This window comes from Burkholderia sp. BCC1977 (assembly GCF_905339595.1).
Taxonomy (GTDB): Bacteria; Pseudomonadota; Gammaproteobacteria; order Burkholderiales; family Burkholderiaceae; genus Burkholderia.
On record NZ_CAJPGQ010000024.1, the window covers coordinates 97,361 to 113,631 of the forward strand.

General features: G+C 67.8%; 14 protein-coding genes. 10 read left to right on the plus strand and 4 right to left on the minus strand.

The genetic code is table 11. The features are described from left to right. Window positions 1-52: 52 nt before the first annotated feature. Window positions 53-814: a FadR/GntR family transcriptional regulator gene (locus U5771_RS20645; protein WP_057927790.1), complete on the plus strand. Its 762-nt coding sequence runs from the start codon at window positions 53-55 to the stop codon at window positions 812-814. Window positions 815-1,039: 225 nt separating this feature from the next. On the opposite strand, the gene U5771_RS20650 is transcribed toward U5771_RS20645, so the two are convergent. From U5771_RS20650 to pdxY, 3 genes are all read right to left on the minus strand, one after another. Continuing rightward, window positions 1,040-2,188: a branched-chain amino acid ABC transporter substrate-binding protein gene (locus U5771_RS20650; protein WP_322025684.1), complete on the minus strand. Its 1,149-nt coding sequence runs from the start codon at window positions 2,186-2,188 to the stop codon at window positions 1,040-1,042. A gap of 354 nt (window positions 2,189-2,542) precedes the next feature. Further along, entirely contained in the window at window positions 2,543-4,687 is a 2,145-nt protein-coding gene (locus tag U5771_RS20655) for a phosphocholine-specific phospholipase C (RefSeq protein ID WP_322025685.1), read from the minus strand. Window positions 4,688-4,982: 295 nt separating this feature from the next. Next, window positions 4,983-5,843 (minus strand): pyridoxal kinase PdxY, encoded by an 861-nt coding sequence (pdxY, locus tag U5771_RS20660; protein WP_322025686.1) that lies wholly within the window; start codon window positions 5,841-5,843, stop codon window positions 4,983-4,985. A 174-nt stretch (window positions 5,844-6,017) separates the two neighbouring features. On the opposite strand from pdxY, the gene U5771_RS20665 reads away from it, so the two are divergent. Next, a complete protein-coding gene (locus U5771_RS20665; protein ID WP_322025687.1) occupies window positions 6,018-7,079 on the plus strand; it encodes an alpha/beta hydrolase in 1,062 nt (353 codons plus the stop codon). A 43-nt stretch (window positions 7,080-7,122) separates the two neighbouring features. Here U5771_RS20665 and U5771_RS20670 read toward each other — a convergent pair whose 3' ends face one another. Beyond that, window positions 7,123-8,121, minus strand: a complete 999-nt coding sequence (locus U5771_RS20670) for an LLM class flavin-dependent oxidoreductase (RefSeq protein WP_322025688.1) — start codon at window positions 8,119-8,121, stop codon at window positions 7,123-7,125. Between the two features lie 639 nt (window positions 8,122-8,760). On the opposite strand from U5771_RS20670, the gene hpnI reads away from it, so the two are divergent. From hpnI to U5771_RS20710, 8 genes are all read left to right on the plus strand, one after another. Continuing rightward, a complete protein-coding gene (gene hpnI, locus U5771_RS20675; protein WP_322025689.1) occupies window positions 8,761-9,936 on the plus strand; it encodes a bacteriohopanetetrol glucosamine biosynthesis glycosyltransferase HpnI in 1,176 nt (391 codons plus the stop codon). A gap of 165 nt (window positions 9,937-10,101) precedes the next feature. Then, complete coding sequence (gene hpnJ, locus U5771_RS20680; RefSeq protein WP_322025690.1) at window positions 10,102-11,544, plus strand: hopanoid biosynthesis associated radical SAM protein HpnJ; 1,443 nt, start codon at window positions 10,102-10,104, stop codon at window positions 11,542-11,544. A 3-nt stretch (window positions 11,545-11,547) separates the two neighbouring features. Further along, window positions 11,548-12,432: a hopanoid biosynthesis-associated protein HpnK gene (hpnK, locus tag U5771_RS20685; RefSeq protein ID WP_322025691.1), complete on the plus strand. Its 885-nt coding sequence runs from the start codon at window positions 11,548-11,550 to the stop codon at window positions 12,430-12,432. Further along, window positions 12,429-13,469, plus strand: a complete 1,041-nt coding sequence (locus U5771_RS20690) for a lysylphosphatidylglycerol synthase domain-containing protein (protein ID WP_322025692.1) — start codon at window positions 12,429-12,431, stop codon at window positions 13,467-13,469. Before hpnK ends, U5771_RS20690 begins: the two co-directional genes overlap by 4 nt. An 87-nt stretch (window positions 13,470-13,556) precedes the next feature. Beyond that, the gene (locus U5771_RS20695) at window positions 13,557-14,114 is read left to right on the plus strand and encodes a hypothetical protein (protein WP_322025693.1); all 558 of its coding nucleotides are present in this window, start codon (window positions 13,557-13,559) and stop codon (window positions 14,112-14,114) included. A gap of 266 nt (window positions 14,115-14,380) precedes the next feature. Further along, a complete protein-coding gene (locus tag U5771_RS20700) occupies window positions 14,381-15,070 on the plus strand; it encodes a histidine ABC transporter permease HisQ (RefSeq protein ID WP_322025694.1) in 690 nt (229 codons plus the stop codon). Further along, window positions 15,067-15,780 carry an ABC transporter permease gene (locus tag U5771_RS20705; protein ID WP_044849122.1) on the plus strand — a complete coding sequence of 238 codons (714 nt, stop codon included), beginning with the start codon at window positions 15,067-15,069 and terminating at the stop codon, window positions 15,778-15,780. Before U5771_RS20700 ends, U5771_RS20705 begins: the two co-directional genes overlap by 4 nt. A gap of 21 nt (window positions 15,781-15,801) precedes the next feature. Next, a partial coding sequence (locus U5771_RS20710) for an ATP-binding cassette domain-containing protein (RefSeq protein ID WP_322025695.1) occupies window positions 15,802-16,271 on the plus strand: 470 nt, incomplete at its 3' end.

Here is a 16,271-nt window from a genome sequence, read left to right on the forward strand (position 1 = left end):
CCCGCGTAAACCCTCGGCTCACATTACGATCATTCAAAAAGGAACCGGCCTCATGTCCGTGCCCACGCTTCCCGCAGCGCCGCGCCGTCGCGCACGCAGCCTCGCACAAGATGTCGTCGACGCGCTGACCGCGCAGATCGAAAACGGCACGCTGCGTCCCGGCGACAAGCTGCCGACCGAAACCGAAGTCATGGCGGCGCAGGGCGTCAGCCGCACGGTCGTGCGCGAAGCGATCTCGCGGATGCAGGCGAGCGGCCTCATCGAGACGCGCCACGGCATCGGCAGCTTCGTGCTCGAACCGTCGCGCCGCCAGACGCTCGGCATCGATCCCGCGACAATCACGACGCTGCGCGACGTGCTCGCGGTGCTCGAGTTGCGCATCAGCCTCGAAAGCGAATGCGCAAGCCTCGCCGCGCAGCGCGCGAACGATACCGACCTCGCCGCGTTGCGGCGCGCGCTCGACGCGATCGCGTCGGGGGCGGGCGGCGGCCGCGACACCGCGCAACTCGACTTCCAGTTCCACCTGCAGATCGCGCAATCGACCGGCAACCGCTATTTCGTCGACATCATGACGCAGCTTGGCGCGTCGATCATCCCGCGCACGCGCGTGAATTCGGCGCGCTTCGCCGGCGACGACCTCGAGCGCTATGTCGGCCGGCTCAATCACGAGCATGAAGATATTTACGAGGCGATCGCGCGTCACGACCCGGAAGCCGCGCGTGCCGCGATGCGCACGCACCTGACCAACAGCCGCGAGCGGCTGCGCCGTGCGCACGAGGCGGCCGAGGCGGAGCGCGACACGCAGGCCAACTGACGCGTGGCCGCCTGACACGGCCTGTGCATTGCCGCAGGCCGTGACGAACATCGCCCCAACATCAGTCATCGTATGAGATCGGTGCGATCACGCTGATCGCTTTGCTGCCGGCTGCGTATGCGCCGGTACCCGCATCGTGCGCGGGGAGGCGCGGCGGCGTTCCCGCCGTTGCCCCCACCCCCGCGCCCGGGCGGTCTGGCTGCCCGGACCGCCGGTCCTGCCCGATCAGCCCCCCTTCGTCACGATGGTCTTCCACGTGCCGCTCTTCACCTGGTACAGCGTCGACATCCCGCTCTTCAGCGAGCCGTCGTTCGCGAACGAGATGCGGCCGGTGACGCCTTCGAAGTCGACCTTCTTCAGCGCCGGGCGATAGACCTTCGGATCGGTCGAGTTGGCCGCCTGCATCGCCTTGATCGCAGCCCACGCCGCGTCGTAGCCGAACTGCGCGTACGACAGCACGTCGACGCCGAAGCGCTTCTTGAACCGCTGCTCGAAATCCTTGCCCTGCGGCAGCTCGTCGAGCGGCCGTCCGTATTCCCACGCCATCGCGCCTTCCGCGGCCGGGCCGGCGATCTTGATGAACTCGTTGTCCTTCACGCCGCCGCCGCCGACGAACTGCGCGTTCAGCCCGAGCTGGCGCATCTGCTTGATGAAGTTCGCGGCGAGCGAATCGAGACCGCCGAAGAAGATCAGGTCGGGGTTCTTGCCCTTCAGGCTCGTGATCTGCGCGCGGAAGTCGACCGCCTGGTTGCTGGTGAACTCGCGGCCGATGATGTTGCCGCCGGCCGCCTTCACGGCCTTCTCGAACTCGTCCGCCTCACCCTGGCCGAACGCGGTGCGGTCGTCGATGATCGCGATGCGCTTCGCCTTGGTCACGTCGACCGCGTACTTGCCCGCGTTGCCCGCGTTCTGGCCGTCGGTCGCGATCACCATGAACATGTTCGCGAGCCCGCGCGACGTGAGCGTCGGGTTGGTGGCGGCCGGGTCGATCACCGGGATGCCGGCCTTGTCGTAGACCACCGATGCCGGAATCGTCGTGCCCGAGTTGAAGTGGCCGACCACCACCGACACGTTCTGGTCGACGAGCGCCTGCGCGGCCTGCACGCCGATGCGCGGGTCGGCCTGGTCGTCCTGCACGACGAGGTTGAAGTGCACGGGCTTGCCGGCGATCTGCACCTTCTGCGCGGCGGCGTCGTCGAGCGCCAGTTGCACGCCGTTCTGGAGATCCTTGCCGTAGCCGGCATTCACGCCGGTGAGCGGCGCGGCGAAGCCGACCTTCACGTCGGTTGCGTCGGCGGCCTGGGCGGCCTGTTGCGAGAGGAGGGCTACCGCGGATACGACCGATACCGACAACAGGGAATGACGGAATTTCATGTTCGTTCCTCTTGTTCTACACCAGCGGGTGGATACCGCACGCAGCCGGCGGGCCGGATGCGTGCGACGGGCGGGCGGTTCGACCGCTTCTCGGAATCGGGCGGGGAGGTCGGCATGCTGATGATTCCCGGAAGAATCTCCCGTCAGGCTCGGCGAGGAGCCCCGATCGCCTCGATATATAGGTCGCCGATATGCGCGGGTCTTGGCAATTTGCCGCGCATTCGGTGCGGATTTGCGCATAGCTTCCGCGCGAGCGCGGGCGGCCGGTATCGGGAGTTTCCCGTCACGAACGGACGGGAGGCGGGTGCGGGCGGGCGGCGCGGCCCCGGCGGGGCCGCGCCGCGTTCGCCGTCGTCAGTCGGACAGGGCGTCCGACGCGGCTTCGGCGTCGTCATGCGACGCGTTCGTGCGGATGGCCGGGTCGCTCGTGCTCGGGCGGCCGGTCTCGACGTGGCCCGCGAAGCGGCGCAGGAAGCCGAGCAGGCGGCCGTCGCTGACGGTCAGGTCGTACCAGCCGTGGCTGCCGCGCAGATCCCAGTAGTCGTCGACGTGCGCGCCCGGTGCGAGGTCGAACGTGCGCGCGCGGCCGTGGCCGTACGCGTTCGTCACCTTGAGCTGCACGGCCTTGTGGCCGCGGTTCATCAGGCGCAGCGTGATGTTGCCGTTCGCGACGTCGTAGCCGTAGATCACCTCCGGGTTCACGTTCGCGCTGCCGACGCCGGTCGCGAACGGGCCGCGGAAATGGCAGTAGAAGCCGTTTGGACCGTACACGTCGAGGTCGTACAGGCCGAGCGATGCCGCGGCGCTCCACGTATCGGCGACCCGCTTGCCGGCTTCAACGGTGTACGCCCACGGGCCGTCGAGGCGGTTGCGCGACTGCACCTGGAATGCGGCGCCCGCGCGGCCGGTGTTCGCGAAGGTCAGCCGGAACTGGCCGTTCGCGGTTTCGACGCGGCCGTGCACGAACAGCTCGTACGGCAGCGCGCGCGCCGGACGCAGCCCGGCCTCCTGTTTCGGCAGCTTCTGCAGCACCGGCGGCACCGGGATGTAGTCGGGGTGGCGCAGGCGGTCGGGCGGCGCATAGCCGGTCGTGTCGGGCAGCGTCGGCCACGCGGCGTCGGCGGTCGCGAAGTCGAACGCCGACGTCAGGTCGCCGCATACCGTGCGGCGCCACGGCGACACGTTGGCGGCCGTCACCGGGTACTGCGCACCGAACCGCGCCTCGATGAATTGCAGCAGCGACGTGTGATCGAAGGTCTGCGAGCAGACCCAGCCGCCCTTGGTCCACGGTGACACGACCATCATCGGCACGCGCGGCCCGAGCCCGTACGGGCCGGCCATGTGCGTCGCGTCGCCGGCGAACACCTCGTTGGTCGTCGCGACCGTCGACAGCCCGTTGTCGCGCGATTGCGGTGCGAACGGCGGCGGCACGTGGTCGAAGAAGCCGTCGTTCTCGTCGTAGGTGATGAAGAGCGCGGTCTTGCTCCACACCTCCGGATTCGACACGAGCACCTTCAGCACCTGCTCGATGTACCACGCGCCGTAGTTGGCCGGCCAGTTCGGGTGCTCCGAGTACGCTTCCGGCGCGCAGATCCACGACACCTGCGGCAGCGTGCCGTTCTTCACGTCCTGCTGCAGCACGTCGAACAGCGTGCCGCCGGCGCTGATGTTGGTGCCGGTCCGCGCCTTGTCGTACAGCGGCGTGCCGGGCAGCGCGCTGCGGTACTGGTTGAAGTAGAGCAGCGCGTTGTCGCCGTAGTTGCCGATGTACGGGTTCTGCGTCCAGCCCCACGAGCCGTTCGCGTCGAGCCCCGTGCCGACGTCCTGGTAGATCTTCCACGACACGCCGGCCTGCTCGAGCACTTCCGGATAGGTCGTCCAGCCGTAGCCCTTTTCCTCGTTGCCGAGCACCGGGCCGCCGCCCGTGCCGTCGTTGCCGACGTAGCCGGTCCACATGTAGTAGCGGTTCGGGTCGGTCGAGCTCGGGATCGCGCAGTGGTACGCGTCGCAGATCGTGAACGCATCGGCGAGCTGGTAGTGGAACGGGATGTCGTCGCGCTTCAGGTACGCCATCGTCGTGGTGCCCTTGTTCGGCACCCACTGGTCGTAGCGGCCCTTGTTCCATGCGGCGTGCATGTCCTGCCAGCCGTGCGGCAGGTCCTGCAGGAACTGCAGGCCGAGCTTGTCGGCGCCCGGGTGGAACGGGAGCAGCTCGGCCGGGCCGACCGGCTGGTGGAACACCGACTTGCCGTTCGCGAGGCGCAGCGGGCGCGGGTCGCCGAAGCCGCGGACACCGCGCATCGTGCCGAAGTAATGGTCGAACGAGCGATTCTCCTGCATCAGGATCACGATGTGTTCGATGTCGCGGATCGTGCCGGTACGGCGGTTCGCGGGGATGGCGAGCGCATCGCGGATCACGGGCGGGAACAGGTTCAGCGCGGCGGCGCCGGCAGTGCCGGCGGCGACGCGCAGGAAGTCACGACGGTTCGATCGGGTCATGGTCGTTATCGTGCGGTAAAGGGGGGAGCCGGTTGGCGGGACATGCGGAAAAAAACGGGCGCGTCCGGGGCGCAGGATGCGGCTGCGCCGGTCGTGCCGCCGCGAGCATAGCGAGGATTCGGTGTCATTCATGTGAAGTCCGGAAACGTTTGCACGTGCGGGCCGGACAGGATTCGGACGGCGTCGCGCCGACGATCGGGCTGCAGGGGGGACGAAACGGCGAAGGGGCGAAGGGGCGGTTAGGCGGCGTGCGTGGAACGCCGGAGCGGCAGGGGGGCGAGTCGATGCGGGCGCGTCAGGCGTCGGTGACCCACGCACCGAACCATTCGCTCGGGCGCGCGATTTCGTCCTGCGCGGCGACGAGTTCGAGCTCGTAGCGGCGCGCGTCGTAGGTCGCCTTCACGACCGCGTGCACGGCCGCGAGCGTGTGCTCGAACGCGGCGCGCACCGAGTCGCCGCGCAGCCGGCGCGCGACGAAAATGGCGCTGGTGAGGTCGCCGACGCCGACCGGATGGCGCGGAAACGCATACAGCGGGCGCTGGCCGATCCACGCTTCGGTCTCGGTGACGGCGAGCATGTTGAAGCGGTCGGCCGGGCTGTTGCGGTCGTGCAGGTGCTTGACGAGGATGACCTTCGGGCCGCGGCGGATCAGCGCGCGGCAGGCGTCGACGGCTTCGGCGACGGTCTCGATGCGCCGCCCGGCGAGCTTCTGCAGCTCGGTGTGGTTCGGCGACATGCCGTCCGCGAGCGCCGGCATCTCCTGGACGATGAATTCCTCGACGCCGGGCTCGGGCCGGATCCCGCCCGTCTGGCCCATCGCCGGATCGCAGAAGTACCATGCGTTCGGGTTCGTCGCCTTCACCGCGCGCACGATCTCGACCGTCGCGCGCGCCTGCGCCGGCGAGCCGAGGAAGCCGGACAGCACCGCGTCGCAGCGCTTGAGCGCGCCGATCGCGGCGACGCCGTCGACGAGCTGCTCCATCTTCGCGGCGTCGATCGCGCTGCCGGCCCAGTGGCCGTACTGCATGTGATTCGACAACTGGACGGTGTTGAGCGGCCAGACGTTGACGCCGAGGCGCTGCATCGGGAACACGGCCGCGCTGTTGCCGGCGTGTCCGTAGATGACGTGCGACTGAATGCTGAGGACGTTTTTCATGAGCGTTCGCCTGCAGGCGTTTCAGGGTCACGTCACACGATACCCGAGTTCGTCGCGCGCGCGGAAGTCGCGCGGCCATCGAGTGTTGCGCGCCGTCGTCAGTCCGACCGCGTAGAATCGCGGATCACGAAGCCGCCCGGCTGCCCGCGTGCATTTCCCTTTATCGTGATCGCCATGCCTTCGACTTGCAAGATGTTGTCCCTCGCGCGCGCCGCCGTGCTCGGTGCGGGCGTCGCCGCCGCATGCGCGACGTCGGCCGCGGCCGCCGTCGCGGCACCGGCCGGCAACGACGGGCCCGCGTACGGCCCCCGCCTGGAAGGCTTCGCCTATCCGGAGCCGGTGCACCGCTACGCGTTCGTCTCGCAGCGCGAAACCCTCGAGATGATGTACATGGACGTGCAGCCGGCGCACCCGAACGGCCGCACCGTCGTGCTGCTGCACGGGAAGAACTTCTGCGCGGCGACCTGGGAGGACACGATCGGCGTGCTGAGCCGCGCCGGCTATCGCGTGATCGCGCCGGACCAGATCGGCTTCTGCAAGTCGTCGAAGCCCGAGCGCTATCAGTACAGCTTCCAGCAGCTCGCGCGCAACACGCATGGGCTGCTCGAGTCGATCGGCGTGAAGTCGGCGACGATCGTCGGCCATTCGACGGGCGGGATGCTCGCGATGCGTTACGCGCTGATGTACCCGAAGGCGACCGACCAGCTCGTGCTGGTGAACCCGATCGGCCTCGAGGACTGGAAGGCGCTCGGCGTGCCGCCGCTGCCGGTCGACTACTGGTATGCACGCGAGCAGAAGACGACGGCGGACGGCATCCGCCGCTACGAGCAGACGACCTACTACGCAGGCAAGTGGGCGCCGTCCTACGAGCGCTGGGTGCAGATGCTCGCCGGCATGTATCGCGGCCCGGGCCGCGACGCGGTCGCGTGGAACTCCGCGCTGATCTACGACATGATCCTCACGCAGCCGGTGGTCTACGAACTCGGCGCGATCCGCGTGCCGACGCTGCTGCTGATCGGCGACAAGGACACGACCGCGATCGGCAAGGACGTGGCCCCGCCCGACGTGCACGCGAAGCTCGGCCGTTATCCGGAGCTCGCGAAACGCACGCAGGCGGCGATTCCCGGCGCGCAGCTCGTCGAATTCCCGGCGCTCGGGCACGCGCCGCAGATCCAGGACCCGGACGCGTTCCACAAGGCGCTGCTCGACGGGATGGAAGCGGTGCACCCGCAGTGACGCGCCGGCGGGCGCACCTGCCGGCGCGGGCGCGACCGTCCGGTCAGCGGGTTTCGTTCGCGAGTTCGTCGCGGATCTGCGCGGCCAGCTCGAACGAGCGCACCCGTGCCGCGTGATCGTAGATCTGCGCGGTGATGATCACCTCGTCCGCGCCCGTCTGCGCGATCCGGTCGCGCAGCTTGTCGCGCACCGTGTCGCGCGAGCCGACGGCCGCGAACGACAGCGCATGCGCGACGTTCGCGAGTTCGAACTCGCTCGCCTCGAGCGCGTCGACGGGCGGCGGCAGCTTGCCCGGCGTGCCGCGGCGCAGGTTGATGAACTGTTGCTGCAGCGACGTGAAGAGGCGCCGCGCCTCGTCGTCGGTATCGGCCGCGAACACGTTGACCCCGACCATCGCATGCGGCTTCGGCCACGCGGCCGACGGCCGGTACTGCGCGCGATACAGCTCGAGCGCGCGCATCAGGTAGTCCGGCGCGAAGTGCGACGCGAACGCGAACGGCAGCCCGAGCATCGCGGCGAGCTGCGCGCTGAAGAGGCTCGAACCCAGCAGCCACACGGGCACGTCCAGCCCCGCACCGGGCACCGCGCGCACGCGCTGGCCGGGCACCGGCTCCGCGAAGTAGCGCTGCAGCTCGGCGACGTCGTCCGGAAACGAGTCGGCGCTGCCGATCAGGTCGCGACGCAGCGCGCGCGACGTGGTCTGGTCGGTACCGGGCGCGCGGCCGAGCCCGAGGTCGATGCGGCCCGGATACAGCGACGCGAGCGTGCCGAACTGCTCGGCGATCACGAGCGGCGCATGGTTCGGCAGCATGATCCCGCCCGAGCCGACGCGGATCGTCTTCGTCGCGCCCGCCACATGACCGATCACGACGGCGGTCGCCGCGCTCGCGATGCCGGGCATGTTGTGATGTTCGGCGAGCCAGTAGCGCCGGTAACCGAGGCGCTCCGCGTGCTGCGCGAGATCGACGGTGTTGCGGAACGCCTGCGCGGCGTCGGCGCCGGCGGGTATGGGGGTGAGATCGAGTACGGAAAACGGAATCATCGGGTGGCCTTCGAAAGGGAGGGGCGCGGTGATGCGCATGCGCAACAGATGCCGACGATTTTGCCAAAGGGTTCCGGAACGCGCTGGCGACGCGCGGATACCCATGCGCCTTTCAGGGGTGCAAGGTAGGGCCAGGGGATCGTTGCAAAAATCGATCCAATCGCCGAATAATTACCAAACTTTACTGAGATTGGGCTTGTCTTCGCATCGACGTACAAAATTCCACGAAACGTTTGATTTTCAAGACTGCAATACGCCTGCAAAGCGCTTACGCTAACGTGAACGTGGTGGTACCAGAATGGTTCCTCGGCCGCACAGCTTTGCCGAAATCGCACCAGTCCGTTTCGCGAGGTGCCCAAGCGCGGGCTGGCGCGGGCTGCTAAAATCCGGCGCCTGCCCATGTTGTGCCGAGGCTAGCCATTCGAGTCTTCCCGCATCCCGTCCGGGCATCGCGCGAGGATGTGCCACGCGAAGCCGGGCATGGCCGCTTTCGGGGAATGGGCCGTGCCTCCCCATTACAGACGCTGCTGGAACAAGGAGTCGGGTCGTGCCCGCGTTCGTTGCTGACGGAATATCCAATTACGTTCAACCCGGTTCGATCGATCGGCAGCGCGCCCGCATTGCCGGAGGGCGTCGCGCATGACGCCGACCGTCACGCTGCTTGACTGGCTCCTGACCGTGTTCACGCTGGCCGCGGCCGGCTATGCGCTCGTCGCGGCATTCGCGCCGCGCCCGCGCACGCCGCGCACCGCCGCGCGCGACGGTTTCGAGCCCGTCAGCGTGCTCAAGCCGCTGTGCGGCGCGGAGCCGCACCTGTACGAGAATCTCGCGACGTTCTGCGAGCAGCGCCATCCGCGCCATGAAGTGCTGTTCGGGGTCGCGTCGGCGGCCGATCCGGCCATCGCCGTCGTCGAGCGGCTGCGTGCCGACTATCCGGAATGCGACATCACGCTCGTGATCGACGCGCGCGTGCACGGCAAGAACCTGAAGGTCAGCAACCTGATCAATCTCGCCGAGCGCGCGAAGTACGGCCGCATCGTGATCGCGGACAGCGACATCGCGGTGAAGCCGGATTATCTGGAGCGCGTGACGGCGCCGCTCGCCGACGCGTCGGTCGGGGTCGTCACGTGCCTGTATCATGCGCGCAGCGTCGGCGGGTTCTGGACGCGGATCGGCGCGCAGTTCGTCGATGCCTGGTTCGCGCCGTCGGTGCGGATCACGCACCTCGGCCACTCGAGCCGCTTCGGCTTCGGCGCGACGCTCGCGCTGACGCGCGACACGCTCGACCGGATCGGCGGTTTTCTCGCGCTGAAGGACGAGCTGGCCGACGACTTCTGGCTGTCCGAGCTGCCGCGCCGCCTCGGGCGGCGCACCGTGCTGTCCGAGGTCGAGGTCGCGACCGACGTGATCGAGCCGTCGTTCGGCCCGCTCTGGCACCGCGAGACGCGCTGGCTGCGCACGATCCGTTCGCTGAACCCGGCCGGCTTCGCGTTCCTGTTCATCACGTTTACCGCGCCGTGGCTCGCGATCGGCGCGGCGCTCGCGTTGCGTCTCGACGGCACCGTGGCCGGCACGCTGGCGGGTGGGGCGGCGGCCGTGGGGGCGTTCGGGCGGCTCGTGCTGCACGCGCGCGGCGAGGACGGCTGGCGCGCGTTCTGGCGCGATCTGCCGCTCGTCGCGGTGCGCGACACGCTGCTCGCGCTCGAATGGCTCGCGGCCGCGTTCGGCACGCACGTCGTGTGGCGCGGCGCGAGGATGACGGTCGTCGGCGGCGAACGCGCGACGGCAGCGGTGGAGGGCGGGGACGGCCGCTGAGCGCGGCTCCTCGAGGGAGCGGCCGTGCGCCCGCTTCCGATCGAATCCGGCCCGAGGGCCGAGACGCGCCGCGCGGCACCGCCGCGCGACGCGACATGACAGAGAGGCGGGCGCCGGCAGGGCGGCCCGCGGTTTTTTGACTGAATCGTTGTGACGAATCGAACTATGCAGGCTACCGGAGCATTCATGAAAACGCTGTTCTTGCAGGCCCCTTCGTATGACGGCTTCGACGGCGGAGCCGGCTCGCGCTATCAGGCGAAGCGCGAAATCCGTTCCTTCTGGTATCCGACGTGGCTCGCGCAGCCGGCCGCGCTCGTGCCGGGCAGCCGCGTCGTCGACGCGCCGGCCGACGGCCTGTCGGTCGAGGAGACGCTGAAGATCGCCAACGACTACGATCTCGTGATCATCCACACGAGCACGCCGTCGTTTCCGACCGACGCGATGTTCGCGCAGGATCTGAAGAAGATGAAGCCGTCGCTGGTGGTCGGCATGGTGGGCGCGAAGGTGATGGTCGATCCGCACAACTCGCTCACGGCGAGCGAGGCAATCGACTTCGTGTGCCGCGAGGAATTCGACTACACCTGCAAGGAAATCGCCGAAGGCCGGCCGTTCGCCGAGATCAAGGGCTTGAGCTGGCGTGCGAAGGACGGCTCGATCGAGCACAACGAAGCGCGTCCGATCCTCGAGAACATGGACGAACTGCCGTTCGTCGCGCCCATCTACAAGCGCGACCTGAAGATCGACAACTACTTCATCGGCTACCTGAACTACCCGTACGTGTCGATCTACACGGGCCGCGGCTGCAAGTCGCGCTGCACGTTCTGCCTGTGGCCGCAGACGGTCAGCGGCCATCGCTACCGCACGCGCTCGGTCGAGAACGTGCTCGCGGAAGCGAAGTGGATCCGCGACAACATGCCGGAAGTGAAGGAACTGATGTTCGACGACGACACCTTCACCGACGACCTGCCGCGCGCCGAAGCCATCGCCATCGGCCTGGGCAAGCTCGGCATGACGTGGTCGTGCAATGCGAAGGCGAACGTGCCGTACAAGTCGCTCAAGGTCATGAAGGAAAACGGCCTGCGCCTGCTGCTGGTCGGCTTCGAATCCGGCGACGACCAGATCCTCGTGAACATCAAGAAGGGCGTGCGCACCGATTTCGCGCGCCGCTTCAGCGCGGACTGCAAGAAGCTCGGCATCAAGATCCACGGCACCTTCATCCTCGGCCTGCCGGGCGAGACGCAGGAGACCATCAGGAAGACGATCGAGTACGCGAAGGAAATCAATCCGCACACGATCCAGGTGTCGCTTGCCGCGCCGTATCCGGGCACGACGCTCTACAAGCAGGCCGTGGAAAACGGCTGGATGGAAGAGAACAAGACCATCAACCTGGTGAGCAAGGAAGGCGTGCAACTGGCGGCGATCGGCTATTCGCACCTGTCGCGCGACGAGATCTATCATCACCTCGAGCAGTTCTATCGCCAGTTCTACTTCCGTCCGTCGAAGATCTGGGAGATCGTCCGTGAAATGCTGACGAGCTGGGACATGATGAAGCGCCGCCTGCGCGAAGGCGTCGAGTTCTTCCGCTTCCTGCGCGCGCACGAGGCCTGATTCGTGACGACGCAGCCGGCGGCGCGGGCGCTGATCTTCACCGCGGACGACTTCGGGCTGCATCCGCGTGTCAACGCGGCGGTCGAGCGCGCGCATCGCGACGGCGTGCTGAACGCCGCGAGCCTGATGGTCGGTGCGCCCGCGGCGCAGGATGCGATCGAACGCGCGCGGCGCCTGCCGTCGCTCGCGGTCGGCCTGCATCTGGTCCTCGCGGACGGGCCGGCCACGCTGCCCGCGCATGAGATACCCGCGCTCGTCGGCCCCGACGGGCGCTTCGGCGATGCGATGGCGAAGGACGGCTGCCGCTTCTTCTTCCTGCCGCACGTGCGTGCGCAGCTGCGCCGCGAGATCCGCGCGCAGTTCGACGCGTTCGCGGCCAGCGGCCTGCCGCTCGACCACGTGAACGCGCACAAGCATTTCCACCTGCATCCGACCGTGCTGTCGATGATCATCGAGATCGGCCGCGACTACGGGCTGCGCGCGGTGCGGCTGCCGTACGAGACGAGCGCGCCCGCGCTGCTCAAGCCGTGGATCGCGCTGGTGCGCGCGCGGCTCGATCGCGCGGGGCTCGCGCACAACGACTACGTGGTCGGGATCGAGCATACGGGCGCGATGGACGAGGCCGTGCTGCTCGACGCACTTGCCAAGCTGCCGCCCGGTGTCGGCGAAATCTACTGTCATCCGGCCGAGGCCGGCGACGGCCCGATCACGCCGACGATGGCCGCTTACCGGCCGGTCGACGAACTGGACGCGCTGCTGTCGCCGCGCGTCGCGGCCGCGCTGAAGGCGGCCGGCGTCGCGACCGGCGGTTTTGCGGACGTGTTCGGTCAGCGCGCGGCCCCGCGCGGCACGCGCACGTCGCGCGAAGCGGGGGCGCAGGCGTCATGACCAAGTGGATCAAATGGCTCGGCTGGCCGATCGGCATCGGGATCCTGCTCGCGCTCGGGCTGCACGAAGGCGTCGGCGACGTGTCGCGGATGCTCGAGCGCGCCGGTTTCGCGCTGCTGTGGCTCGTGCCGTTTCACGCGCTGCCGCTGCTGCTCGACGCGTATGCGTGGCACCAGCTGCTCGACCGGCGCGCGTCGCTGGCGTTCCTGTGGTGGGTCGCGACCGTGCGTGAAGCCGTGAACCGGCTGCTGCCGGTGGTCGGGATCGGCGGCGAACTGGTCGGGATCCGGATGGCGCGCTGGCAGGTGCCCGACGCGAGCCGCGTGACCGCGTCGGTGATCGTCGAGGTGCTGGTGACGATCGTCGTGCAGTATGCGTTCGCGGCGCTCGGCCTCGTGCTGCTGCTCGCGACGACGCACGACATGGGCGGCGGCACGATCGGCCTCGCGCTGCTGCTGACGCTGCCGCTGCCGGTGCTCGGCGTCGTGCTGATGCGGCGCGGCGGGATCTTCCATGCGATCGAGCGGTTCGCGGGGCGTCTGCTCGGCGATTCGCACCGGTTGTTGCAGGGCGTCGACGGCCGCCGCCTCGATGGCGACATCGACGCGCTGATGTCGCGCACGGCGCTGCTGTTCAGCGCGTTCTTCTGGCAATTGTCCGGCTACGTGCTCGGCGCGCTCGAGATTTACTGGGCGCTGGCGCTGCTCGGTCATCCGGTATCGATCGGCGGCGCGATCGCGATCGAGGCGATGACGCAGGCCGTGCGGCATGCGGCGTTCATGGTGCCGGGCGGCCTCGGCGTGCAGGAGGCGACCGTCGTGCTGCTCGCGCAGATGTTCGGCGTCGATCGCGAGACGGCGCTGTCGCTCGCGCTGGTCAAGCGCGGCCGCGAGGTGCTGTTCGGCTGCCTGGCGCTCGGTTCGTGGCAGCTTGCCGAACTGGTGCGCACGCGCCGCGGGATCAAGGCCGTGCCGGCCGGGGCGCGCGCGCCGCAGGCGAGCCGCGAGGCCGAGGTGCAAACCGAAACGATGCATTGAACACGAGACGGGCCGCGCGCCCGTCTCGCGCTTTTGGCGTTGCGCGGGTATCCTTGCCGCGTGTTTTCTCGACGCGCATTTCTTCCGATGATTTTCCGTTTCCGGCTCCTTCCCGTGACGATGCTGGCCGCCGCGCTGGCGCTGACCGGCTGCGACGACAAGCAAGGCAATCTCGACGTGCAACGTATCAGGGACTTCTTCAACGCGATCAAGCCGGCGCCGCTGCTGCTCAAGGGGCTGAAGGCCGGCGTCTCGACCGAAGCCGACGTGCGCGACACGATGGGCAAGCCCGAGACCGAGCGCACCTTCACCGACGGCTCGAAGCGCCTCGAATATCCGCGCGGCCCGATGGGCAACCAGACCTGGTTCGTCGACCTCGACCCGAGCGGGCGCTACCTGGGCGCGACGCAGGTGCTGACCGCCGAGAACTTCGCGAAAGTGCGCCCCGGGATGACCGACGACGAGGTGCGGCGCCTGCTCGGCAAGCCGGGCGACGTCGCGCAGTACCCGCTGAAGCCCGAGACGGTGTGGAGCTGGCGCTGGCTCGAGGACGGCGTCAACACCGACGCGTTCTTCAACGTCCATTTCGGCCCGGACGGGCTTGTCTATACGACTTCGCGCTCCGACATCCTGAAAGGGCGGTGAGACCGCCTGCGGCGCTATATCGAAAAAGCGACCGGAAAATTGCAAAAAGTCCGCTTCCCTGCGTGTCATTCGACTGTCAGGAAGCGGCTTTTTTCCTTTTGAAACAGCGGTGTAGGCCGTGCCTGCAAATGGTGGGACGAATTGCTGCGACGCAGCAATCGCATGCACGGTGATTTGAGGCAATCAATTTCGCTTGCGACTATCCGCGTCAGCCCGGCGCGGGACAGCATGTCGCGCCGGTGTTCATATCAACACTGGAGACGCGCGTGTTCCTTTACGGCTTTGGTCCTGTCCTCTGGGCCGGCACCGTGCAGACCATCGAGCTGTCGGTGCTGTCGCTCGCCGCTGCGGTGGCGCTGGGGCTGATCGGCGCGGTGGCGAAGCTGTCGCACAACCGGGTGCTGCGAGCAGCCGCGACCGGTTATACGACGCTGATCCGCTCGGTGCCCGATCTCGTCCTGATGCTGCTGCTGTTCTACAGCATCCAGATCTGGCTGAACCAGTTCACCGACCTGGTCGGCTGGGACCAGATCGACATCGACCCGTTCGTCGCCGGCGTGCTGACGCTCGGCTTCATCTACGGCGCGTACTTCACCGAGACGTTCCGCGGCGCGTTCCTGTCGGTGCCGCGCGGCCAGCTCGAGGCCGGCGCGGCGTACGGGATGAGCGGGATGCGCGTGTTCGTGCGGATCATGTTTCCGCAGATGATGCGGTTCGCGCTGCCGGGCATCGGCAACAACTGGCAGGTGCTCGTGAAGGCCACCGCGCTGGTGTCGATCATCGGTCTCGCGGACGTCGTGAAGGCCGCGCAGGACGCCGGCAAGAGCACGTTCAACATGTTCTTCTTCATCCTCATTGCGGCGCTGATCTACCTCGCGATCACGACCGTTTCCAACCTCGTGCTGATCCAGCTCGAGAAGCGTTATTCCACGGGCGTGCGGCACGCAGAACTATGATCGAGATCCTCCAGGAATTCGGCCAGGCGTTTCTTTACTGGGACGGCCAGCGCCTCTCCGGCCTTGCGGTGACGCTGTGGCTGCTCGTCGCGTCGATTTCGCTCGGCTTCGTGTGCGCGGTGCCGCTCGCGGTCGCGCGCGTGTCGAAGAAGAAGTGGCTGTCGATGCCGGTGCGGTTCTACACGTACGTGTTCCGCGGCACGCCGCTCTACGTGCAGTTGCTGTTGCTGTACACGGGCATGTACAGCCTCGAGTTCGTGCGTTCGCACTCGCTGCTCGACGCATTCTTCCGCAGCGGCTTCAACTGCGCGATTCTCGCGTTCGCGCTGAACACCTGCGCGTACACGACCGAGATCTTCGCGGGCGCGATTCGCGCGATTCCGCACGGCGAGGTCGAGGCCGCGCGTGCCTACGGGATGTCGCCGTTCACGATGTATCGCCGGGTGATCCTGCCATCGGCGCTGCGCCGCGCGCTGCCGCTGTACAGCAACGAGGTGATCCTGATGCTGCACGCGACCACCGTTGCGTTCACGGCGACCGTGCCCGACATCCTGAAGGTCGCGCGCGACGCCAATTCCGCGACCTACATGGCGTTCCAGTCGTTCGGGATCGCCGCGCTGATCTATCTTGCGGTATCGTTCGCACTCGTCGCGGCATTTCGCCGGGCGGAGCGCCACTGGCTCGCGTATCTCGCGGCCGGCCGTCATTGATTTCACTTCGAGGAGAGCCAGTTGGCCGAGATCACTCAAACGAGCGCGTCCGCTTCCGTCAAGCTTGCCGCGGTCGACATTCACAAGCGCTATGGCGATAACGAGGTGCTCAAGGGCGTGTCGCTGAACGCGAAGGCCGGCGACGTCATCAGCATCATCGGCGCCAGCGGTTCGGGCAAGAGCACGTTCCTGCGCTGCATCAATTTTCTCGAGCGACCGAATGCGGGGCAGATCGTCGTCGACGGCGAGGCCGTGCGCACGAAGACCGATCGCGCCGGCGCGCTCGAGGTTGCCGATCACAAGCAGCTGCAGCGCATCCGCACCAAGCTCGCGATGGTGTTCCAGCACTTCAATCTGTGGGCGCACATGAACGTGCTCGAGAACGTGATGGAAGCGCCCGTCAACGTGCTCGGCATCCCGAAGAAGGAAGCCGAGGATCGCGCGCGCGAATATCTCGAGAAGGTCGGCCTCGCGCCGCGCGTCGAGAAGCA

Bases quoted from the DNA above. Each gene is read 5' to 3' on its own strand.
- U5771_RS20645 (WP_057927790.1), top strand. From the start codon at position 53: ATGTCCGTGCCCACGCTTCCCGCAGCGCCGCGCCGTCGCGCACGCAGC.
- U5771_RS20650 (WP_322025684.1), bottom strand. From the start codon at position 2,188: ATGAAATTCCGTCATTCCCTGTTGTCGGTATCGGTCGTATCCGCGGTA.
- U5771_RS20655 (WP_322025685.1), bottom strand. From the start codon at position 4,687: ATGACCCGATCGAACCGTCGTGACTTCCTGCGCGTCGCCGCCGGCACT.
- pdxY (WP_322025686.1), bottom strand. From the start codon at position 5,843: ATGAAAAACGTCCTCAGCATTCAGTCGCACGTCATCTACGGACACGCC.
- U5771_RS20665 (WP_322025687.1), top strand. From the start codon at position 6,018: ATGCCTTCGACTTGCAAGATGTTGTCCCTCGCGCGCGCCGCCGTGCTC.
- U5771_RS20670 (WP_322025688.1), bottom strand. From the start codon at position 8,121: ATGATTCCGTTTTCCGTACTCGATCTCACCCCCATACCCGCCGGCGCC.
- hpnI (WP_322025689.1), top strand. From the start codon at position 8,761: ATGACGCCGACCGTCACGCTGCTTGACTGGCTCCTGACCGTGTTCACG.
- hpnJ (WP_322025690.1), top strand. From the start codon at position 10,102: ATGCAGGCTACCGGAGCATTCATGAAAACGCTGTTCTTGCAGGCCCCT.
- U5771_RS20690 (WP_322025692.1), top strand. From the start codon at position 12,429: ATGACCAAGTGGATCAAATGGCTCGGCTGGCCGATCGGCATCGGGATC.
- U5771_RS20695 (WP_322025693.1), top strand. From the start codon at position 13,557: ATGATTTTCCGTTTCCGGCTCCTTCCCGTGACGATGCTGGCCGCCGCG.
- U5771_RS20705 (WP_044849122.1), top strand. From the start codon at position 15,067: ATGATCGAGATCCTCCAGGAATTCGGCCAGGCGTTTCTTTACTGGGAC.